Source organism: Pandoraea sp. NPDC087047 (genome assembly GCF_044745225.1).
Classification (GTDB): Bacteria; Pseudomonadota; Gammaproteobacteria; order Burkholderiales; family Burkholderiaceae; genus Pandoraea.
Map to the genome: position 1 here is coordinate 1 of NZ_JBIUZU010000020.1, position 17,053 is coordinate 17,053.

General features: G+C 60.3%; 15 protein-coding genes. 6 read left to right on the plus strand and 9 right to left on the minus strand.

Annotation, left to right across the window (positions count from 1 at the left end; genetic code table 11):
• Positions 1 to 33: 33 nt before the first annotated feature.
• Positions 34 to 576: a hypothetical protein gene (locus ACIPHM_RS24035; RefSeq protein ID WP_400334046.1), complete on the minus strand. Its 543-nt coding sequence runs from the start codon at positions 574 to 576 to the stop codon at positions 34 to 36.
• 263 nt (positions 577 to 839) lie between these two features.
• Between ACIPHM_RS24035 and ACIPHM_RS24040 the strand changes: the two genes are divergently transcribed.
• On the plus strand, positions 840 to 1,007 hold the full coding sequence (locus tag ACIPHM_RS24040; protein WP_400334048.1) for a type II toxin-antitoxin system VapB family antitoxin: 168 nt from the start codon (positions 840 to 842) through the stop codon (positions 1,005 to 1,007).
• A gap of 200 nt (positions 1,008 to 1,207) precedes the next feature.
• Here the strand turns inward: ACIPHM_RS24040 and ACIPHM_RS24045 are convergent, their stop codons facing one another.
• Positions 1,208 to 2,062 carry a LysR family transcriptional regulator gene (locus ACIPHM_RS24045; RefSeq protein WP_400334051.1) on the minus strand — a complete coding sequence of 285 codons (855 nt, stop codon included), beginning with the start codon at positions 2,060 to 2,062 and terminating at the stop codon, positions 1,208 to 1,210.
• Between the two features lie 168 nt (positions 2,063 to 2,230).
• On the opposite strand from ACIPHM_RS24045, the gene ACIPHM_RS24050 reads away from it, so the two are divergent.
• Positions 2,231 to 2,623 carry a 4-oxalocrotonate tautomerase family protein gene (locus tag ACIPHM_RS24050; RefSeq protein WP_400334054.1) on the plus strand — a complete coding sequence of 131 codons (393 nt, stop codon included), beginning with the start codon at positions 2,231 to 2,233 and terminating at the stop codon, positions 2,621 to 2,623.
• Positions 2,624 to 3,105: 482 nt separating this feature from the next.
• Here ACIPHM_RS24050 and ACIPHM_RS24055 read toward each other — a convergent pair whose 3' ends face one another.
• Together ACIPHM_RS24055 and ACIPHM_RS24060 are read right to left on the minus strand one after the other, a co-directional pair.
• Positions 3,106 to 3,363 (minus strand): cupin domain-containing protein, encoded by a 258-nt coding sequence (locus ACIPHM_RS24055; protein WP_400334135.1) that lies wholly within the window; start codon positions 3,361 to 3,363, stop codon positions 3,106 to 3,108.
• A 31-nt stretch (positions 3,364 to 3,394) separates the two neighbouring features.
• Positions 3,395 to 4,051, minus strand: coding sequence for a helix-turn-helix domain-containing protein (locus tag ACIPHM_RS24060; protein WP_400334057.1), 657 nt, complete (start codon positions 4,049 to 4,051; stop codon positions 3,395 to 3,397).
• Between the two features lie 119 nt (positions 4,052 to 4,170).
• Here ACIPHM_RS24060 and ACIPHM_RS24065 point away from each other — a divergent pair, with 119 nt between their 5' ends.
• Positions 4,171 to 4,524 carry a RidA family protein gene (locus ACIPHM_RS24065; protein ID WP_400334060.1) on the plus strand — a complete coding sequence of 118 codons (354 nt, stop codon included), beginning with the start codon at positions 4,171 to 4,173 and terminating at the stop codon, positions 4,522 to 4,524.
• A gap of 1 nt (position 4,525) precedes the next feature.
• Entirely contained in the window at positions 4,526 to 5,758 is a 1,233-nt protein-coding gene (locus tag ACIPHM_RS24070; RefSeq protein WP_400334063.1) for an NAD(P)/FAD-dependent oxidoreductase, read from the plus strand.
• Between the two features lie 156 nt (positions 5,759 to 5,914).
• Here ACIPHM_RS24070 and ACIPHM_RS24075 read toward each other — a convergent pair whose 3' ends face one another.
• Both ACIPHM_RS24075 and ACIPHM_RS24080 read right to left on the minus strand, forming a co-directional pair.
• Positions 5,915 to 7,372, minus strand: coding sequence for a M81 family metallopeptidase (locus tag ACIPHM_RS24075; protein ID WP_400334065.1), 1,458 nt, complete (start codon positions 7,370 to 7,372; stop codon positions 5,915 to 5,917).
• A gap of 137 nt (positions 7,373 to 7,509) precedes the next feature.
• Positions 7,510 to 8,541 carry an ATP-binding protein gene (locus ACIPHM_RS24080; RefSeq protein WP_400334068.1) on the minus strand — a complete coding sequence of 344 codons (1,032 nt, stop codon included), beginning with the start codon at positions 8,539 to 8,541 and terminating at the stop codon, positions 7,510 to 7,512.
• A gap of 366 nt (positions 8,542 to 8,907) precedes the next feature.
• Between ACIPHM_RS24080 and ACIPHM_RS24085 the strand changes: the two genes are divergently transcribed.
• Positions 8,908 to 11,196 (plus strand): TonB-dependent receptor, encoded by a 2,289-nt coding sequence (locus ACIPHM_RS24085; RefSeq protein ID WP_400334071.1) that lies wholly within the window; start codon positions 8,908 to 8,910, stop codon positions 11,194 to 11,196.
• Between the two features lie 29 nt (positions 11,197 to 11,225).
• Positions 11,226 to 12,866 carry a serine hydrolase domain-containing protein gene (locus tag ACIPHM_RS24090; RefSeq protein WP_400334074.1) on the plus strand — a complete coding sequence of 547 codons (1,641 nt, stop codon included), beginning with the start codon at positions 11,226 to 11,228 and terminating at the stop codon, positions 12,864 to 12,866.
• Between the two features lie 66 nt (positions 12,867 to 12,932).
• Here ACIPHM_RS24090 and ACIPHM_RS24095 read toward each other — a convergent pair whose 3' ends face one another.
• The 3 genes from ACIPHM_RS24095 to ACIPHM_RS24105 are packed head-to-tail and all read right to left on the minus strand — an operon-like array spanning position 12,933 to position 17,015.
• Positions 12,933 to 14,624 carry a serine hydrolase domain-containing protein gene (locus ACIPHM_RS24095; RefSeq protein WP_400334077.1) on the minus strand — a complete coding sequence of 564 codons (1,692 nt, stop codon included), beginning with the start codon at positions 14,622 to 14,624 and terminating at the stop codon, positions 12,933 to 12,935.
• Between the two features lie 15 nt (positions 14,625 to 14,639).
• The gene (locus ACIPHM_RS24100; RefSeq protein WP_400334080.1) at positions 14,640 to 15,656 is read right to left on the minus strand and encodes a dipeptide epimerase; all 1,017 of its coding nucleotides are present in this window, start codon (positions 15,654 to 15,656) and stop codon (positions 14,640 to 14,642) included.
• Positions 15,657 to 15,662: 6 nt separating this feature from the next.
• Positions 15,663 to 17,015, minus strand: coding sequence for an MFS transporter (locus tag ACIPHM_RS24105; RefSeq protein ID WP_400334083.1), 1,353 nt, complete (start codon positions 17,013 to 17,015; stop codon positions 15,663 to 15,665).
• Positions 17,016 to 17,053 lie beyond the last annotated feature (38 nt).

Below are 17,053 nucleotides of genomic sequence, written 5' to 3' on the forward strand. Positions count from 1 at the left end.
CCCCCGGATCATGGTTACGACTGGGGGCGGGAATCATGCCGGGCCTGGCTGGCCAAAACCTCGATTATCGAGGTGCGAACATAGTAACGGGGGCGCCATGTGCTTGCCAACGGTGACATCCTTCTCTCTGAATTCGCCAGGTCGGATAAGGTCGCCTTCGTTCGTAAGTCGGAATTCTTCCGGCAGCGCTTCGAAGAACAGTCGATGTATGGTGCGCACGCGTTCCGCGTTGAACATTTCGCTGGCGCTTACATCTTTCCATTGCTTTTCCAACTGCTCCTCGGCGTGAATGTGCGCCGTGGCCATCAATTGCTTCTTGTGTTCTTCTGTGTCCAACGAGTAGTGCTGCTCAAGAGCCTGCTGAATCTTGGCCGGAGTGGTGTGTTGTCCCTCGATCTTGTTCGTGTAGTAGGCGTTCATGTTCCGAAGGAGCGGAACAAGGGCGTCAGCGACCGGGCCTTTCCCATCGGCCTGTAACTCTCGGGCTCTCTTGGACAGAGAGGCCGCCAGTTCGAGCGAACCGTCAAGCACTCGGTCTTCGGGGAATAGAGGCTGGATCGAGACGACAGTAACCATGGGACCTTTCTTTGCGTTGGGTTTCCCCGCAAGAGCATACCTACCCGCCAGGTTTGTACAGTTTTTTGGAGGGATAAATGTAGGGTTCTTTGGAGGGTTAAAAATATCGTAACTATTTGTTGATTATAGATTTTTTTATTTTATTGTGTGGATGGATGTAGGGTTATTCGTAGGGTTTCTTGCGCGGTTCTGCTACTCCCCCGAACTCCCGAGGCCGTGCTAACCCCGAACGGCCTCTCCTGCCACGTTCTTGGAGGTATCGAATGCTCACATCTCTCACCCTTGACGACGAACTACTCGCGAAGGCTAAGGCGCTCACAGGCCTTCAATGCACGACGGCATTGATCAATGAGGCCCTCGGAGCATTGATCGAAAGGGAGGGACATTCAAGTGGCGAGGAGCCGATGGAGATAGCTCAGCGCGATACCTAAGCGCTTGCCCGTGCGTCACGCTTGAAATGAGATCCCGGCACTTGGCGTTGCTCTCGGAGTGCGTGGTATGCCGAGGGCAGCAATTGCTGCTTTAGCGATCACTTGGCCTGGGAGGGCGTCGCTCCTCCTAATAGTGACCGGATGTGATCGTCGCCTATCGGCTGTGGATTCAACCGGTGGATGCAATCCGGCAACCGTCTTCACGTGCGTAGTGCGGTGGATCGGATTGCCGCCGTAAGCACCTTTAGCGAATGGCGGGTGTGGCGATCCGTCAGATTCGAGTAAAGCATGACGTCGCGCGCGGGCAAGGGGGGCAAACCTATCATGCTTCCGATATCAATGACCCCGGGAGGTGCTACGCGACGACCGAGCGCCGCGACCGCAAGCCCAGCTGACACAGCGGCGCCGATCATGAGAACACCACCGCCCGTAAATACCTCGGTCCAGCCGATTTTTGCTCGATCCAGCGCTGCAATTGCCATGTCGCGCACACTACACGGTTCAGCCTGAGCTGCAATTCGCAAGGGTTCTCCCGGGCGATGCTCGAAGTCCGGCGCGGCCATCCATCCGAACGCTTCGCTGACAACGATTTCCCCTTCACGGCGATCATTCTGTTTGAGCACGATGGCAGCATCGAGAATGCCTCGGTCGAAGTCATTGAGGATGTCTTGCGATCGCGCAACCCGGATCTCAAGTGCAAGCCCTGGCTCAGCATCGCTTACGCGCCGCAAGAGCATCGGCAACTCTGGCCCGATGACGTGATGACTGATGCCGACCGTGAGGTGCCTACGTCCCGCGTCAAAGGAGGTCAGAGCACCTTGATGGGCGATGACTAACGCCCGCGCCTTCGCAAGGAAGGCGCCCCCCTCAGCCGACAGCCTGACCAGCCTCGGCGTGCGCTCCAGTAGCCTTCGGCCGAGCATTTCCTCGAGCCGTCTGATTTTCAGACTCACGGCCGATTGCGTGGAGTCCATTGCCTCCGCTGCGCGAGTAAAACTCTTCAATTCGACCACAAGTACAAATGCGTGCACTGCCTCGACATCGAGCTTCTTCATCGTGGGTATCATTTAAATTTGATATCACTGAAATATATCATGAGATGGTTTTTAAATGATTGGCCAACTGTTACGCTAACGTCGTCGTTCAGCACTGAACGCAACGACATCTTTTCGCGAACGGAATCGAGATGCCGACCGGTCGCCACACGCTACGCAGGAGGACTCATGCCAGGTATCAACCTCACTATTGCCGGGACGCCGAATGCCGAACTCACTGAACGCGTTGCGGAGCAAATCGCTCTGCTCACGTGTGACGTGCTTAAGAAAGAACTCACTCGCACCAGAGTCATCGTCCGGTACGTGCCCGAGGACCAATGGTTCATTGCTGGTCGTTCTCTGGCAAAGGACAAACAAAAGTCTTATCAGCTCGAAGTGACGATCACCGGGGAAACGAATACGCGTACAGAAAAGGCGGATTTCCATAGCGCTGCTCATGCGCTACTCACAAAGCTGCTTGGTGATGTCCATCCTCACTCCAGCATTCACATCGTCGACTGCAGTCCCACCTCATACGGATACGGTGGGATCACGCAAGAACACCGATATCAGCACGCGTGACCTATTCTTTATTGCCCTTGGGATGTCGCATTGCCGAAGAGTCGCCGTCGTCCAGTATTTCTAACGATCGTATCCGGTCGTCATCGCTTGTCGGTAATTCGAGGGCGGTCTTTCACGTTTGCATTGCGAGCTCGATTGCAACCTGAGCGGACAATCGCGATCGGCACTTGTTTGTAGTGGTCAACCCATCCCGGACACTGCGTTAAGGTTTTCTTCTGCTACTGCAGGGGGGGCAAGTCCGTCATCAAATCGATGTGGACGTAGTGGGAGGTGAATTTTCAAACATATCGAATGGAGAAGCACGACGTACTGGTCCTTGCAAAGGATTCCATTGCGTCGATCAAGCTCCAATCAAGTGAATTTTCATGCCGCTGCTACCTTTGAGTCGATCAATTGCTGCAGAGATTGCGGACGGATTGCCAGCATTGAACGACAGACACTCATCTAGACCAAGAAAGTCTCCTGTCAGAATCCATGTCGTACTAGGGCAGCGCGGGAATACCTAACCCGCCTCCAGAGTGTTCGTTCGTACAAACACATAGTACTTTGCATGGGCCTTCGGATGCCTTGAGATAAGCGTGTCCCATCATGCCGTCCAAATGCACCGATTCTCCGGCTTTCAGCCGGACAGGCGTGTACAAGTCGGTGTGAAGCGCCATCTCCCCCTCGAGGACGTACATAATGCGTCCAGCGAATTCCGTGAGACGCGAGCGGCCGGGGAGGGGCGACAGGGGGGGCATCACGACATTTCCGCATCGTGCGTCACGAACATCATCGAGCGCGTACGATCGGAGCCGACGCGCTGACGTCCACGCAGCACACGACGGCGTCGACGCCGCTATCGTGTTCGCTCAGATAGACGTGCCCCACGCCACTGTCGAAATACAAGCTATCTCCCGGCGCCAGCCGGAATTTGCTGCCGTTTTCGAACTGCAACAGCAAGCTGCCCGATAAAACGAAAACAAACTCTTCTCCCTCGTGGCGAATGTAGTCAGGAAAATCTTCCAGCTTGCGCGCGCGAATGTGGGCACGCATCGGCACCATGCGCTTATTGGCGAGATCGGAGGCGATCATGCCGTAGCGATAGTTGGGCGTCTCGTATATCGCTTGCTTTCCCGCTTCGGTGAAACATGGGCTGATCCCTTCCGTGGGGTCGGCGTTGCCCTGCCCGAAGAGCGTGGCGTAATCCAGGCCAAGCGCGGATGCCAGTGCGCCAAACTTATCGTAGGTGAGCGCAATGTCGCCGCGCTCCGCCTTCGAGATCGTCGACACAGCCACACCTGAACGCTCGCTCAACGCCTTGAGCGTCAGCCCGTTCGCCTTACGGGCATGTCGCAATCGTGCGCCCACGGTTTCATGACTGACTTGGCTGTCACTGCGTCTCGGCTTGCCTGCCGAAGCGGACTTCTTTCGTGTCGATGGGATCATTTATCTTGGTGTTTTCTCGTATACGAGAATGTGAATTCTCATATATGATAACCGGAATGGTCGCAGACCCTTTGCATCTGCGTTGATGGCCGCATCGTCGTCCTTTTCCGAGTCCAATCATGAAGAAAGAAATCACGCGTCTGCAAACCAATGCCCGTATGAGTCAGGTGGTCGTTGCTGGGGGTGTTGTCTATTTGGCCGGTCAAGTGCCGATGACGCAGCACGCCACGATTACCGAGCAGACGATCGAAGTCCTGAAGCAAATCGACGGGTTGCTCGAATCCGCAGGCGTGGACAAAACCCATCTCCTGACAGCAAACATTTGGCTTTCCGACGCGCGTTATTTCGATGAATTCAACCGCATATGGGATGTCTGGGTGCCGGAAGGTAACGCCCCGACGCGCGCGTGCGTGCAATCGCCACTGATGCGAGCGGGGTTCGACGTAGAAATTGCCGTGACGGCGTTGGCCTAATATGAAATTCGACGTTCTCGTACTTGGCGCGGGGATCGTAGGCACCTCGACGGCGATCCATCTCCAGCGCCGTGGCTTGACAACCGCGCTCATCGACCGTGAAGCGCCTGGCCGGGAAACGTCATTCGGCAACGCCGGATTGATACAGCGTGAGGGGGTGTATCCCTATGCATTTCCGCGAGATATCGGAACGTTGTTCCGCTACGCGCGCAATCGCTCCACAGACGTGCGCTATCACCCGTCGGCACTGCCGAGCATCGCTCCGTTCCTCGCGCGCTACTGGCATCACTCGGCGCCGCATCTGCATGCGCGCATCGCTCGACAGTACAGCACGCTGATCGAACACTGCTTGACCGAGCACAAGGCTCTCATCGGTCTCGCGGGCGCCGACGACCTGCTACGTGAAGGCGGATGGATCAAGGTGTTCCATAACACTGGCGCGCTCGACGCCGCGCATGTCGAAGCCGAGCGTTGGCACCGAGAGTACGACGTGCCCTTTGAGCGGCTCGATGCCACGCAACTTCAGCGCGATGAGCCTTCGCTCTCGACAACCCTCGCCGGTGCCATTCGATACACCGCTTCGAATTCGATACGCAATCCCGGTGAATTGGTGACCCGCTACGCGAGCTTCTTTACGTCGATAGGCGGGCGCATCATTCGCGGCGATGCGACGTCGCTAAGTCCTCACTGGCGTGTCCAGACTACCGAGGGAGAGGTGGAAGGCAGGCAGGCAGTCGTGGCCATGGGCCCTTGGTCCGATACGGTCACGCGTGCGCTGGGCTACGACTTGCCGCTGGTGGTCAAGCGCGGCTATCACCGGCACTTCCAGCCCGAGCCGGGCGCACGTCTGAATCAACCGTTACTGGATGCCGAAAGCGGCTTTTTGATCGCACCGATGCAGCAAGGTATTCGTCTGACCACGGGCGTTGAACTCGCTTGGCGCGACGCGCCTCGCACCCCGGTGCAGCTCGAGGCAGTCGAGCCTATGGCGAGACGCTTGTTCCCGTTGGGCACGCCTGTCGAGTCGACGCCATGGATGGGCAGCCGGCCTTGCACGCCCGACATGTTGCCGGTCATCGGTCCTGCGCCGAAGCATCGCGACCTTTGGTTCGCATTCGGACACGCCCATCATGGTCTGACGCTTGGCCCCGTGACCGGACGTCTGATCGCCGAGATGGTGACGGGCGCGCCGACGTTGGTCGACCTCACGCCATTCCGTGCCGATCGTTTCTGACTTGGCGTAGTGCCACTCCCTCATTCGACCCGCGCCGCCGCCTCGCGGCGCTCCACGAAAAAAAGCCCTTCGATGAGAAGGGCAAAATTTGCCGAGGTTTTGGCGATTCCCGGCAAATTATCGGATCGACCGTCCGTGGCGCTGCTGTGCCTCGGATCACGCGAATGGATTGTCGACGCGCGGCCAGTAGTTAAGGTCGCGACGGTGGTAGGGAATTGCCGCGAAGTCGGGCGTCAGTGCGCCGGGCGCGGCGATGTGAACGATCGCTTTCGCACGAGGGGCAAACTCAGCTTGAAAGTGCTGCGTGGATTTGACGATCACGAGTCGCTTGGCATCCATATCAATGCCGATGCCGGCAAACGCGTCCACGCCGATGACTTGTGTCCGCACCGAGATGAGCACGATGTCCAATCCGTTCAGTCCTTCGACCCACACCGAGCGGCCCAGGGGAATCGACATGCCGTGGATGCTCTGCGAATGCGCATCGTGCACGGCCCGAACGGTAACCCGAAGATCCATCGGATCGCCTGACGTGACTCCGCATTTGCCGCCGATGCGAAGGTCGAGCGTGGCACCGACGCCGGCATCCGCACAGATTTGAATCGCGCCCAAATCCCAGAAACAACCCAGCGCAACATTCGGGATGCCTCGCTCGACGATTCGGCGAAGCACGAAGGTGCTGTCCCCAGGCGCGCCGCCACCGGGGTTGTCCGCAACATCTGCGACAACGACGGGACCGTCGCCCACGGCCAACGCCACATCGAGCCCGTGATCTAGATCAAGCCACCTAGGTTGAACCTCGTACCGCATCGCCCAGAACTCACTTCCGAGTTGCGTCGCCAGCGCAGTGGCAAGTTCCGCGTCACGGTCCGCAACCACCCAAAGCTTCGCGCCTGCCTCGGGGACGTCGCCCCAGGGGAAACCGTGGCCGAGCGACACGGAGAGAATGCCGTCACGTCCCTCGAAGGACTTCATGCGCCGCACGAAACCGGCCATCGGTTCCGACGTCGTATGCCACGCGCCCACCATGCGGCACTCGTGCACGGCGGTGACCGGGATGATCGCGCCATTGGCGGCTTGCGTCACTAGTCGATAGGCTTCGCGCAAGCGGTCGATCGCGTCGGTATGCGGGTATTCCTTGTAAGCGATGAGCACATCGGCCGCACGCTCCATTTGCGCAGTGAAGTGACAGTGCGGGTCGAGCGTTGCGGCGATCGGTACATCGGGGCCGACAACTTCACGAATGCGCGCGAGAAGATCACCTTCGCAGTCGTTGTGATGCTGCGCCACCATCGCGCCGTGCAGCATGAGCACGACCGCATCGAGTGGCAGCGCGGCGCGCACACCGGCGACGATCTCGTCGCGCAGTGTCTCATAGACCGCTTGAATCACCGGGCCAGACGGCTGCGCTTCTGCGCTGAGGCCTTCCGCGAGTTCGTTGCCATCTGCGTCAACGAGTCGCCGAAGCTCTGCCATCAGATAGCCCACGCTCTCAGGCGCGCGCAGGCTTGCGTCGCCGCGGAAGATGCCAAATTCCTGAAAGCCGCCCCAACCTGTGGGGCACGGCGCGAAGGTGTTGGTTTCTGTCGATAGCTGTGCCGCGAAGATCTTCATGACGAGTCCAGAAGTGTGAAGAAAGCCGTGACACACACTCTATGTGGACCGCGTTGCCTGATTGTGAGCAATGTGTATCCACATTGACACATAGGCCGCCACGCGCCCCCGAACGCTCTCGTCAACGCTGGGAGCGGCTACCGCCTCGGGAGCACGACACGCGCGATTAGGCCACCTTCTTTGCCGTTGAGCAGTGTTAACGATCCGGCGTGCCGCTTTACCACGTCATGGGCAATGGCTAACCCGAGTCCGGTACCGCCGGTGTCGCGGTTGCGCGATTGTTCGAGTCGAAAGAACGGCTCCAGGACTCGCTCGAGATCGCGCTCCGGAATACCGGGACCCCGGTCGACGACATCGATCTGAATGGCGTCATTGCCGTCGATCAACTCAATGCGCGCCTCGCCGCCGTAGCGAATTGCATTCGCCACGAGATTGCTGAGACAACGCTTCAACGCTAGCGGCTGTGCGAGCAGCGGTGCGATGGCCCCATGCACGGAGACTTTCTGACCACGTTCCAACGCGTCTTCCGCGATGGCATCCACGAGCGCATCGATATCGATGGGGCTGAGTTCTTCGGTGACGGCCTCGTTACGCAAAAACGAGAGTGTGGCGTCGAGCAACTGTGTCATCTCATCGATATCCGAGACCATTCGGTCGCTGAATTCCGAGGCTTCGAGCGCCCGTAGCCGCAGACGCATTCGTGTAAGCGGTGTGCGCAAGTCATGCGAGACGGCGGCGAGAAATCGATTGCGATCGTTCACCTGACGTCGGATGGCCGCTTGCATCGAGTTGAAAAAACGCGCTGCCTGCCGCGCTTCGATGGGGCCCGCTTCCGGAATCGGTGGCGCGTCCATGTTGCGGGACAACTCCGCGGCACCTGCAGCCAGTGACTTGAACGGTACCGACAGCATTCGCGCACCAACCCAGGAAGAAACCAGCAGCGGAACGATCTGCACCGCGGTGGCGAGTACCCATTGCAGCCCGGCCGACATGCCGGGCGGAGGCTTGAAGGCTGCCGAAGAGTACAGCGTGTACATCAGTACCCCGGTGCCGACCTGCGTGAGCGCCACCATGACGAGCATGACAAATAGCAGCCGATAGAACGCGGAATCGAACGATGGCTTTTGCATGATGGTTGCGGTGGGCGCCGTGGAAGTGGACTCGAACATGGTCGCCATTATCCCGCGCCCATGTAGCGGCTTCGTCAACAGATTGTTTCAGCGCGGAAACATATGCGTGAGCCCACGTCGCGCTCCCATTCCGAAGCGATGAACCACCACGCTCACAGGGTTATGTTTCACGGGCGATACAAAGACCACATGAACCAGAAATATCGCGCAAATAACGTCTATCCCCGGAGCTAAGACTCGAATGAGCGTGGACACACAACGCTAAACGATCCCTACCGCGCAGGCATTCGTGATGACCGACGTGCGGAAATCCCGGAGGAGACGACAGTGGCAATCAGACAACATCGCAGGCAAACCGCAGACACTTTGCATCGATTTAGACGACGTCCGCGCGGAGGAACCTGGTTGGTCGGTTCGCTGCTGGGGCTGGCGTCAGCCTATGGACATGCGCAAACCGTGGCGCCGCCCGGTGCGGCGTCGGCGGTGAGTGCCGACGCGGAGAGCGCTAACCCGGTACCGCAGACCAACGCAAGTCCGGGCAATACCGCAGAAAGCGCAGAAACCAAGACCGCAGCGTCGGCGAAAGACGGCGCGACACTCAACACCGTGGTGGTGACCGCCACGCGTCGTCGCGAGCCTGCGCGCGAAGTGCCGATGCAGATCAATGTCATTTCCGCCGACGAGTTGCAGAAGAGTGGTGCGAAAACGATGTCCGATTTTCTCGCGGGCGAACCCGGGGTGGATCTCAACACACAAGGCGGAAGCGGTGCCGGACAGATCAGCATGCGCGGCGTGACGACCGGTGAACAAACCGGTCCCACCGTGGGTGTCTACGTCGATGATGTCGCCTTCGGGGGGAGCACGCTCTTCTCGCAAGGCGCCTCGTTCGCGCTGGACATGAGCCTGCTGGATCTGAATCACATCGAAGTGCTGCGAGGGCCGCAGGGCACGCTGTACGGCGCAGGGGCGATGGGCGGGTTGTTGAAGTACGTTACGAACGAGCCGGATACCAACGAATTCTCCGGGCAGGCGAGCCTTGGCATGTCGTCGACGAAGCACGGCGGCATTGGCAATACCGCGAGCGCGGTGCTGAATATCCCCATCAAGAACGACGTGGCCGCTGTGCGCGTTTCGGCGTTTAGCCAACACGATGCCGGTTACGTCGATGCCGTTGGACCGCAGGCCGGCAACCGGATCGACAGAGGCGATACTTACGGCGCGCGCGCGTCGTTGCTCCTGACGCCAACGAGTCAATTTACCGTGCGGCTGAGCGCGATCACGCAGAACATCAATCGCAACGCCCCTAACTACGTCGCCTACGACAAGAGCGGCCAACCTGTCGATGGCGATCTGACAACGCGGGTTTATGCCCCGGAGCCGTTCCATCAAAACGTTCAGCTCTACTCCCTTGGCGTGGAGTACGACTTCGGCTGGTCGCGCTTCAACTCGATCACGTCGTATCAGTCGGTCAGGACAGATCAGCCTCAGGATCTATCGGTGGTCTACGTGCCGGCGCTTGCCGCACAAGGGCTCAATCTCAACTCGGTCGTCGCGGCGAATCTGGCGAAAACGAATAAGGTGACGCAGGAGTTTCGCCTGACGTCGGCGGCGAATCAGCGTCTCGAATGGCTCGGTGGGCTCTTCTTTACCCGCGAACGAAGTGAATCGGATCAAGGCCTTCTCGCGGGATTCCCCAACGGGACGTCGGCGACGCTCTCCGGACTGGTGGCACCGAGTACCTACACCGAATACGCGGCATACGGCGATTTGACGTACCACGTGACGCCACGTCTGGCGCTCACGGGCGGGGTCCGAATTGCCCACAACCAGCAGAATTACGATCAAACCACGTCGGGGCTTCTGGGTGGCCCGCCGCAATCGACTTCCTCGCCGTCGTCCGACACCAGCAAGACCTACATGCTGACGGCCAGCTATGGGCTGACCGATAACAGCAACGTGTACGTTCGCGCGGCCAGCGGCTATCGTCCGGGCGGGCCGAACGCGCAGCTCATCAGCCCGATCACGGGGCTTCCCGGCAATGGCAATCCAACGTTTCAGCCCGATACGCTTTGGACCTACGAGGCAGGCTACAAGGCCGACTTGTTCGACAAACGTCTCTCGCTTTCAGCCACGGTCTACGACATCGAGTGGAAAAACATTCAGCAGCTCGGCGCCGTGGACGGTGTCAATCAGGTGCTCAACGCGGGTAATGCGCGCGTTAAAGGGTTCGAGCTGGCGAGCAGCTTCCGCCCTGATCGGCATTGGAACTTCGGCCTGGGCTTTTCCTACATCGACGCCAAGCTGACGCAAGGCAACGCCGCAACCGGGACGCAATCGGGCGACCCGCTGCCGAACTCGGCGAAGTTCTCGGCCACGCTGACCGGGACCTACCACTTCTCGCTCGGGACGTACGCCTCGTACGTCGGCTTTAGCGAACGATTCGTCGGCCGTCGCCACTCTGGGTTTAGCGGCAGCAGCGGCCGGCCCGATTACCCACTGCCGGGCTACGCCGTGACCGACCTCCAGGCGGGGATCGACTTCGGCCGCGCCAGCTTGAACTTCTACGTGCGCAATCTGTTCGACCGCCGCGCGCTGCTTGCCGCGGGTACCGCATTGATGCCGCTTGGCGGGCCGGCACTCGTCAGCGTCGAACAGCCGCGCACGATCGGCGCAGTGCTCACGGTGCCGTTCTGATTCGCGTGACCGAATACTGGAGATTCTCAATGACTTTGCAGAAAAAAGACGTTCACGACCGCCTCGACGCCCATCTGGCGAAATTCAATCGGAGCGATGCGCCGGGCCTCGTGGTCGGCGTCGCTCGCGCGGGACGGGCGCTGTACCGGAAGGGGTTTGGCATGACGAGCCTTGAGCACGGTGTCGCTAACACCCCGGCGACCCGCATGCGGATCGGCTCGACCAGTAAGCATTTCACCTGCCTCGCTGTGCTGCTGCTTGCCGAGGACGGCAAACTGGATATCGACGCAGGCGTACGCACTTACCTTCCCGAATTACCCGAATTGAAGGGCGTGCCGACGCTGCGTCAGTTGATGACGCATACCGGCGGCTATCGCTGTTATCTGGACTTGTCGGTGATCACGCAGGGCGTATCCACCATCGGACCGGGCGTGCCGCTGGCGATCGAGTTGCGTCAGCGCGACGTCAACTTCGCGCCGGGCGAGCGCATGATCTATTGCAATGGCGGATATCACCTGCTGTCGCAGATCATCGCGCGCGTTAGCGGTATGTCGTTCGAACAGTTCCTCGCGCAACGCATCTTCCGCGTCATGGGGATGAACGACACGGAGTCCGTCAGCGACGACTTGCGAATTCGTCCTCGCATGGCTACGCAGCACGTGCCGGATGGCGCGGGCGGATATTTGCGCGGATTGTTTCCGAGCGTCGATGTCTTGGGGGAGGGCGGCATTGTCTCCACGATCGACGACATGCTGAAGTGGGCCGCACACCTTCGTCATCCCACCAAGCTTGGTAGTGCCGACACGTGGCGCGAGATGCTGACGATGCCGCGATACTCGAGCGGGGAAGTCGGCGTCTATGCGTTGGGGTTGATGCGCACCCGGTACCGCAACGTCGACACCATTCACCATGCGGGCGGCGTTTTCGGCGGGTGCAGTCAGATGTTGACCGTTCCCTCGCACGACTTGGATATCGTGTTGATGAGCAACGGCGCCGCGGTCGATCCCGTCGCACTGGCGACCGAGATTGTCGATATCGTCCTTGGTGATGTAGTCCTCGGCCCGCCACGGCAAGCACCGGCAGAGACATCGGACAATCCCGGCTTGCGCGGGAAGTATCTTTCCGTCGAGCCGCTTCAGTGGGTGGAGATCTCCGAGCGCGATGGGGCTTGGTACGCAACGACACACAATCAGTCGCACCTGCCGCAGGCGCTCATCGCGGATGAGTTTGGCTACCGAATCGACGATGGTGCGGGTGCGCAGACGCGCGTCGTGCCGCATGCGCGTACGCCGGCGGGCGATGTTTCGGCCATCGATGTCATCGAGAGCGGGCATGCCGTTACCTTGTGTCGACATGACATTGTCCTGCCCACCGAAGCGTTAAAGATGGACGAAATCTGTGGTCGATACTTCAGTCACGACGCCGACGCTCACGCCGTCGTCTCGATTGAGGATGCTGGGCTGACGCTTGCCATTCGCGGGGCTACGGGAGGTGCGCGTTACCGCCTGAGTGCGTTGACCCGCGATGTCTGGACCTTCGCGCCCTCCGATGCCTCGGCACTAGCTACGGGCACTGCACAGGTCGAGCGTAACGAGGGCAAGGCCACACGTATTTCCCTATCCACATCTCGCACGCGGGGACTGGCGTTCTCTCGTATCGACGGATGTTGACGCAGGGGGAACCTAGAACGTTAGGTTCCCCTCTCCGATGCACACGGTTGCCGTCACTGCGCACGCTTAGGCCTTAGCGAATCGAAGGTTTCTTGTCCGGGCGGTGTTGACAGAAAATCCCTCGACATTCCCGGTGCCCGGGCGCCTAACGATGGAGATCGTTCCTGTTGTGATGGCATTCGGCCCTTGGGGCGAAAAGCGGAATAGATCGGTGTCGACCGGAAAAACGTCGTAGCGGCATTCACCGGCTCGCCCCACGATCACCAGCGACATGATCGCGTTAGCGTCTTCACGCGCATCCTCTCGCAACAACGCAGGGCGCAGCGTAGCGCGAGCGTCGGCTTCTTCGCTGGTATAGGCGCCACTCAGCGAATCGATGTCATCGATGCTCATCAACGCCGGCATCTCGACGCGGCGATAGGTGCTTGCATGACCGCAATGCGAGATCCGCAACGGCGCTGCATTGTCCGATCCGGTAGCGGTTTCCCATCGGAGCAGGAGGAGCAGGAAGGTGCCGTCACCACTCGATTCCAAGCCAAACTCACACGCCGCGTCTTCAGAGGTGGTGAGCGCATAGAGCGTCGGATTGCTCGGTTCCAGTGGACCGCTGAGCGACATGTTTTCTCCCTGTGCAACGATGTCGTACACGACGTCACCGTTCATTTCGCGGTAGGTTCCGGCATGTTCGAGCGAAGGGGCCACTTTGGCAGGTACCGGGACGGGGCATTCCTTCATCGCGTCAGCCAGCAGAATATCCAGCATACGAAGCGATAACGCAGCCGGTGCTGAAATTGCGCCATTGCTAAGCAGCACGATGTCGATGCCATGCTCAGGGACGCATAGCATCTGACATGTCCCACCGACGACACCCCCGGCATGGTGTATCAGCTCACACCCGCGATATTGCGTACGTTTCAACCCCATCATGTAGTCGCTGCGACGGCCGCTGGAGAACGTGGGCGACGAGAACATCAGATCCCATGTGGCGGGGCTCCCCACACGCTTTTCGCCGCGCAGATGAGCGCACCATTTCAGCATGTCGTCCACGCACGAGACGACGCTGCCCTCACCGAGAATCTCGCGCGAGGGGAATATCCCCCGGTCGTAAGCTCTATCGCCGCGATCGACATGGCAAGTGGCCATCTGGCTGCGAATTCGATAATCGTCCGGCAGACAGAACGTATCGTTCATGCCTAACGGTTCGAAGATTTGGGATGCGAGGAATGCCGCGAACGATTGCGTGCTGGCACGCTCGATCGCCAGCGACATCAGGTGATATCCGCCGTTGCAGTACATCATCCGTTCGCCGGCAGGAAAATTGGCGTTGGTTTGTCGGCGCTGAACGTCGAGCAGGTAGCCAGGCTGTGGCGCCGCCAAACCGTTGGTTAGCAGCGAGATGTCGAGCGCGCAGCGCTGCCCACTTGTGTGAAACATGAGCGAGCGTATCGTCGCCTCGCCTGCGACAGCCGAAAGTTCCGGAAGATAGCGACGGACCGGCACATCGATATCCAGCGCGTTGGCTTCCTGAAGCAGCAGCGCGGCGAGGCAAGTCATGTGCTTGCTTGTCGATCCGATACGCAGCCGCGTCCGCGCATGCAAACCCAATCCCAGACCAACGTCCGCCATACCGAAGGCGTGGCGTAACGCGATCTCGCCGTCCATCGCCACGCCGACAACGATGCCCGGTGCGTCACTTCGGTTGAACGGCTCAAACAGCGCCACCAGCGCTTGGTCATCGAATCTCGCTTGTGCTGACACGGAAATCCTCCTGAATCAATGTGCCTCATGCAGTGCCTCGTCGCGACCCCAGGGGATCTCGGGGCCTAGCAGATAGCCGTTGCGGTATTGGAACGAGGGCGAGCGATCCTCAGCCAGAAAGCAGGGGCCGTCGAGGTCGATCCAGTCGCACAGTTGTCCCAGAATGTAGGCCGGTGCGACCCCCAGCGACGTGCAGGGCATGCAGCCGACCATGACCGAGCGTCCGAGCTCTCGAATCGCAGCGACGAGCGAAAGCGCACGGGTCAGGCCACCGCACTTGTCGAGTTTCACGTTCACGACGTCGTACCGGCGGGCGACTGACGCGAGATCGTCCAGATCCTGAAACGATTCGTCTGCGGCCAGGCGAATCGGGTATCGCATCGATTCGAGGCATCCGTCCTCACCTACCGGCAGCGGCTGTTCGAGCAGATCGACGCCAACGTGCTGCATGACCGGCAGCATCTCGATCATGTGGGCTTGCGTCCACCCCTGATTGGCGTCGACGGACAGTGCTACGCTAGGGCACGCGGCGCGAATCGCGACGAGTCGATCGGCATCGGCCGCGCTCCCGTCCAGCTTGATCTTCAACGCAACGGCCCCTTCATAACCGCGAGCCACTCTGGCCATCGCTTGAGCGGTATCAACGCCGACCGTGAGTGAGGTGCGCAACGCACGCAGCTTCGCGCGTCCGGCCAATCGTGCGACGGTCATGTCGCAACGCTGCGCGGCGAGTGACCATAGCGCAGCATCGACGGCGTTTCTTGCGCCCCCGGCAGGCAGTAACGTCAGGAGGTTCTCCCGGGAGATACCACGCTCGATTTGGGGACGTACGGCGGCAATCTGCTCGGCCATACCCTCCGGCGTTTCTCCTCGGTAGTAGACACCGGCGGCCTCTCCTCGGCCTCTGTGCTGACCGGAGCGCAACGCGACGACCAGGACGCGGGCCACCTCGACGGTATGGCCCGAGATGTGAAAGGGGGTGGCGAGCGGCCACTCTTCGATGCGAACGGAAAGTGTGCAGGGAATCGTCATAGGCGCTCAGGCGTAGCGTTCGATGGCAGAGCGAACGGCATTGGCCGCACTGCGCATTAGGAGACAAGCCGCGATGAATCCGGACAACGCCACGGCAACGATGGCCCAGACAAGACCGGAAGCGGTGCCATGCAGGTGATCCGACGTCAGGCCGATGGCCACCGGACTGCCGGACTGCATCAGCACCGTGGTCAACACGCCGATGGCCGCCACTCGCGACCTCAGATACGGCGGGCAAATGCTCTGCATCAGGCCCGGAAACATGATCATGCCCGCGACGACACACATAAATTGCGCACCGAACAGGAGGTAGACATACGACACGGACGGCGCAATCAGATAGCCGAGACTGACGACGCACGCGCCCAGGGCCCCCCACTCGCATACGCGTAACGGGGCGAGCACGCCGAGTCGCGGGCTCAGGCGGCGAGCGACCAGCCAACCGAGTGCGCAGCCGATGACGCTGCCGACCATCGCCGCGCTGCCGAGTCCGGCACCAGCCGTGGCCGGTGTTGCGCCAAAGAAGCGCACGGCGACGACCGGCATCCACGTGGTGACACCGGCAAAGGCCATGTTGATCAGCGCGATGGCGCCGAAGAAACGGATCATCATCGGCATTTCGCGGCGGAAGTACTCCCCCGCTGCGAGCCCGGCTGCCGACACATCCCCGGTCGCGCGCTGGACGTCAGAATGGGCATAGCGGGGGCGGATCATCGCGACAACCAGCACCAGCAGCGGCGCAGGGATCGCGACGGCGAAGAAGGCAATTCGCCACGTGGAGGTGCTGCCCAGACCGAAAGGCAACACGCCATGCAGCGTGTCGATCCCTTGAATGAGTAACCCGCCTAGCGCCATGCCCGCACCGGCGCTCAACAGATTGACCAGGGCGAAGACCGAGTTGGCGAGGATGCGATGACGCGCGGGAAACAGGTCGGGAAGCAAGCCGTAGATGATCGGCATGAGACCCGCTTCGCCGATGCCTAGCCCGATCGACGCGATGAAGAGCGTCCAGAATCCGGTCGCCAACCCGCAAGCGGCAGTGGCGGCGCTCCAGAGCAGGATGCACAGTGCCAGCACGACGCGGCGATCCACGCGGTCCGCGAGCCAGCCGATCGGAATGGCCGCCGCACCTGCAAAGAGCGCGATACCGGCGCCTTGCAAAAGCCCTACCTGAATATCGGCAAGGCTGAATTCTGCGCGGATGAGCTCGGCCAATAGCACCAGCATCTGGCGATCGACGTTGGCGAAGAATGTCACGACGACGAGGGCGAGAAGCCCGAGCCACGCCCCGGCTCCCGCATATCGCGCGCGGCGCGAGGCGGACGCATACCGCGGCGTTTCGGTATTCGAATCGAACATGTGAAGTCCAGTAATGAGTGCGTCAGCGCGAGAGGGCA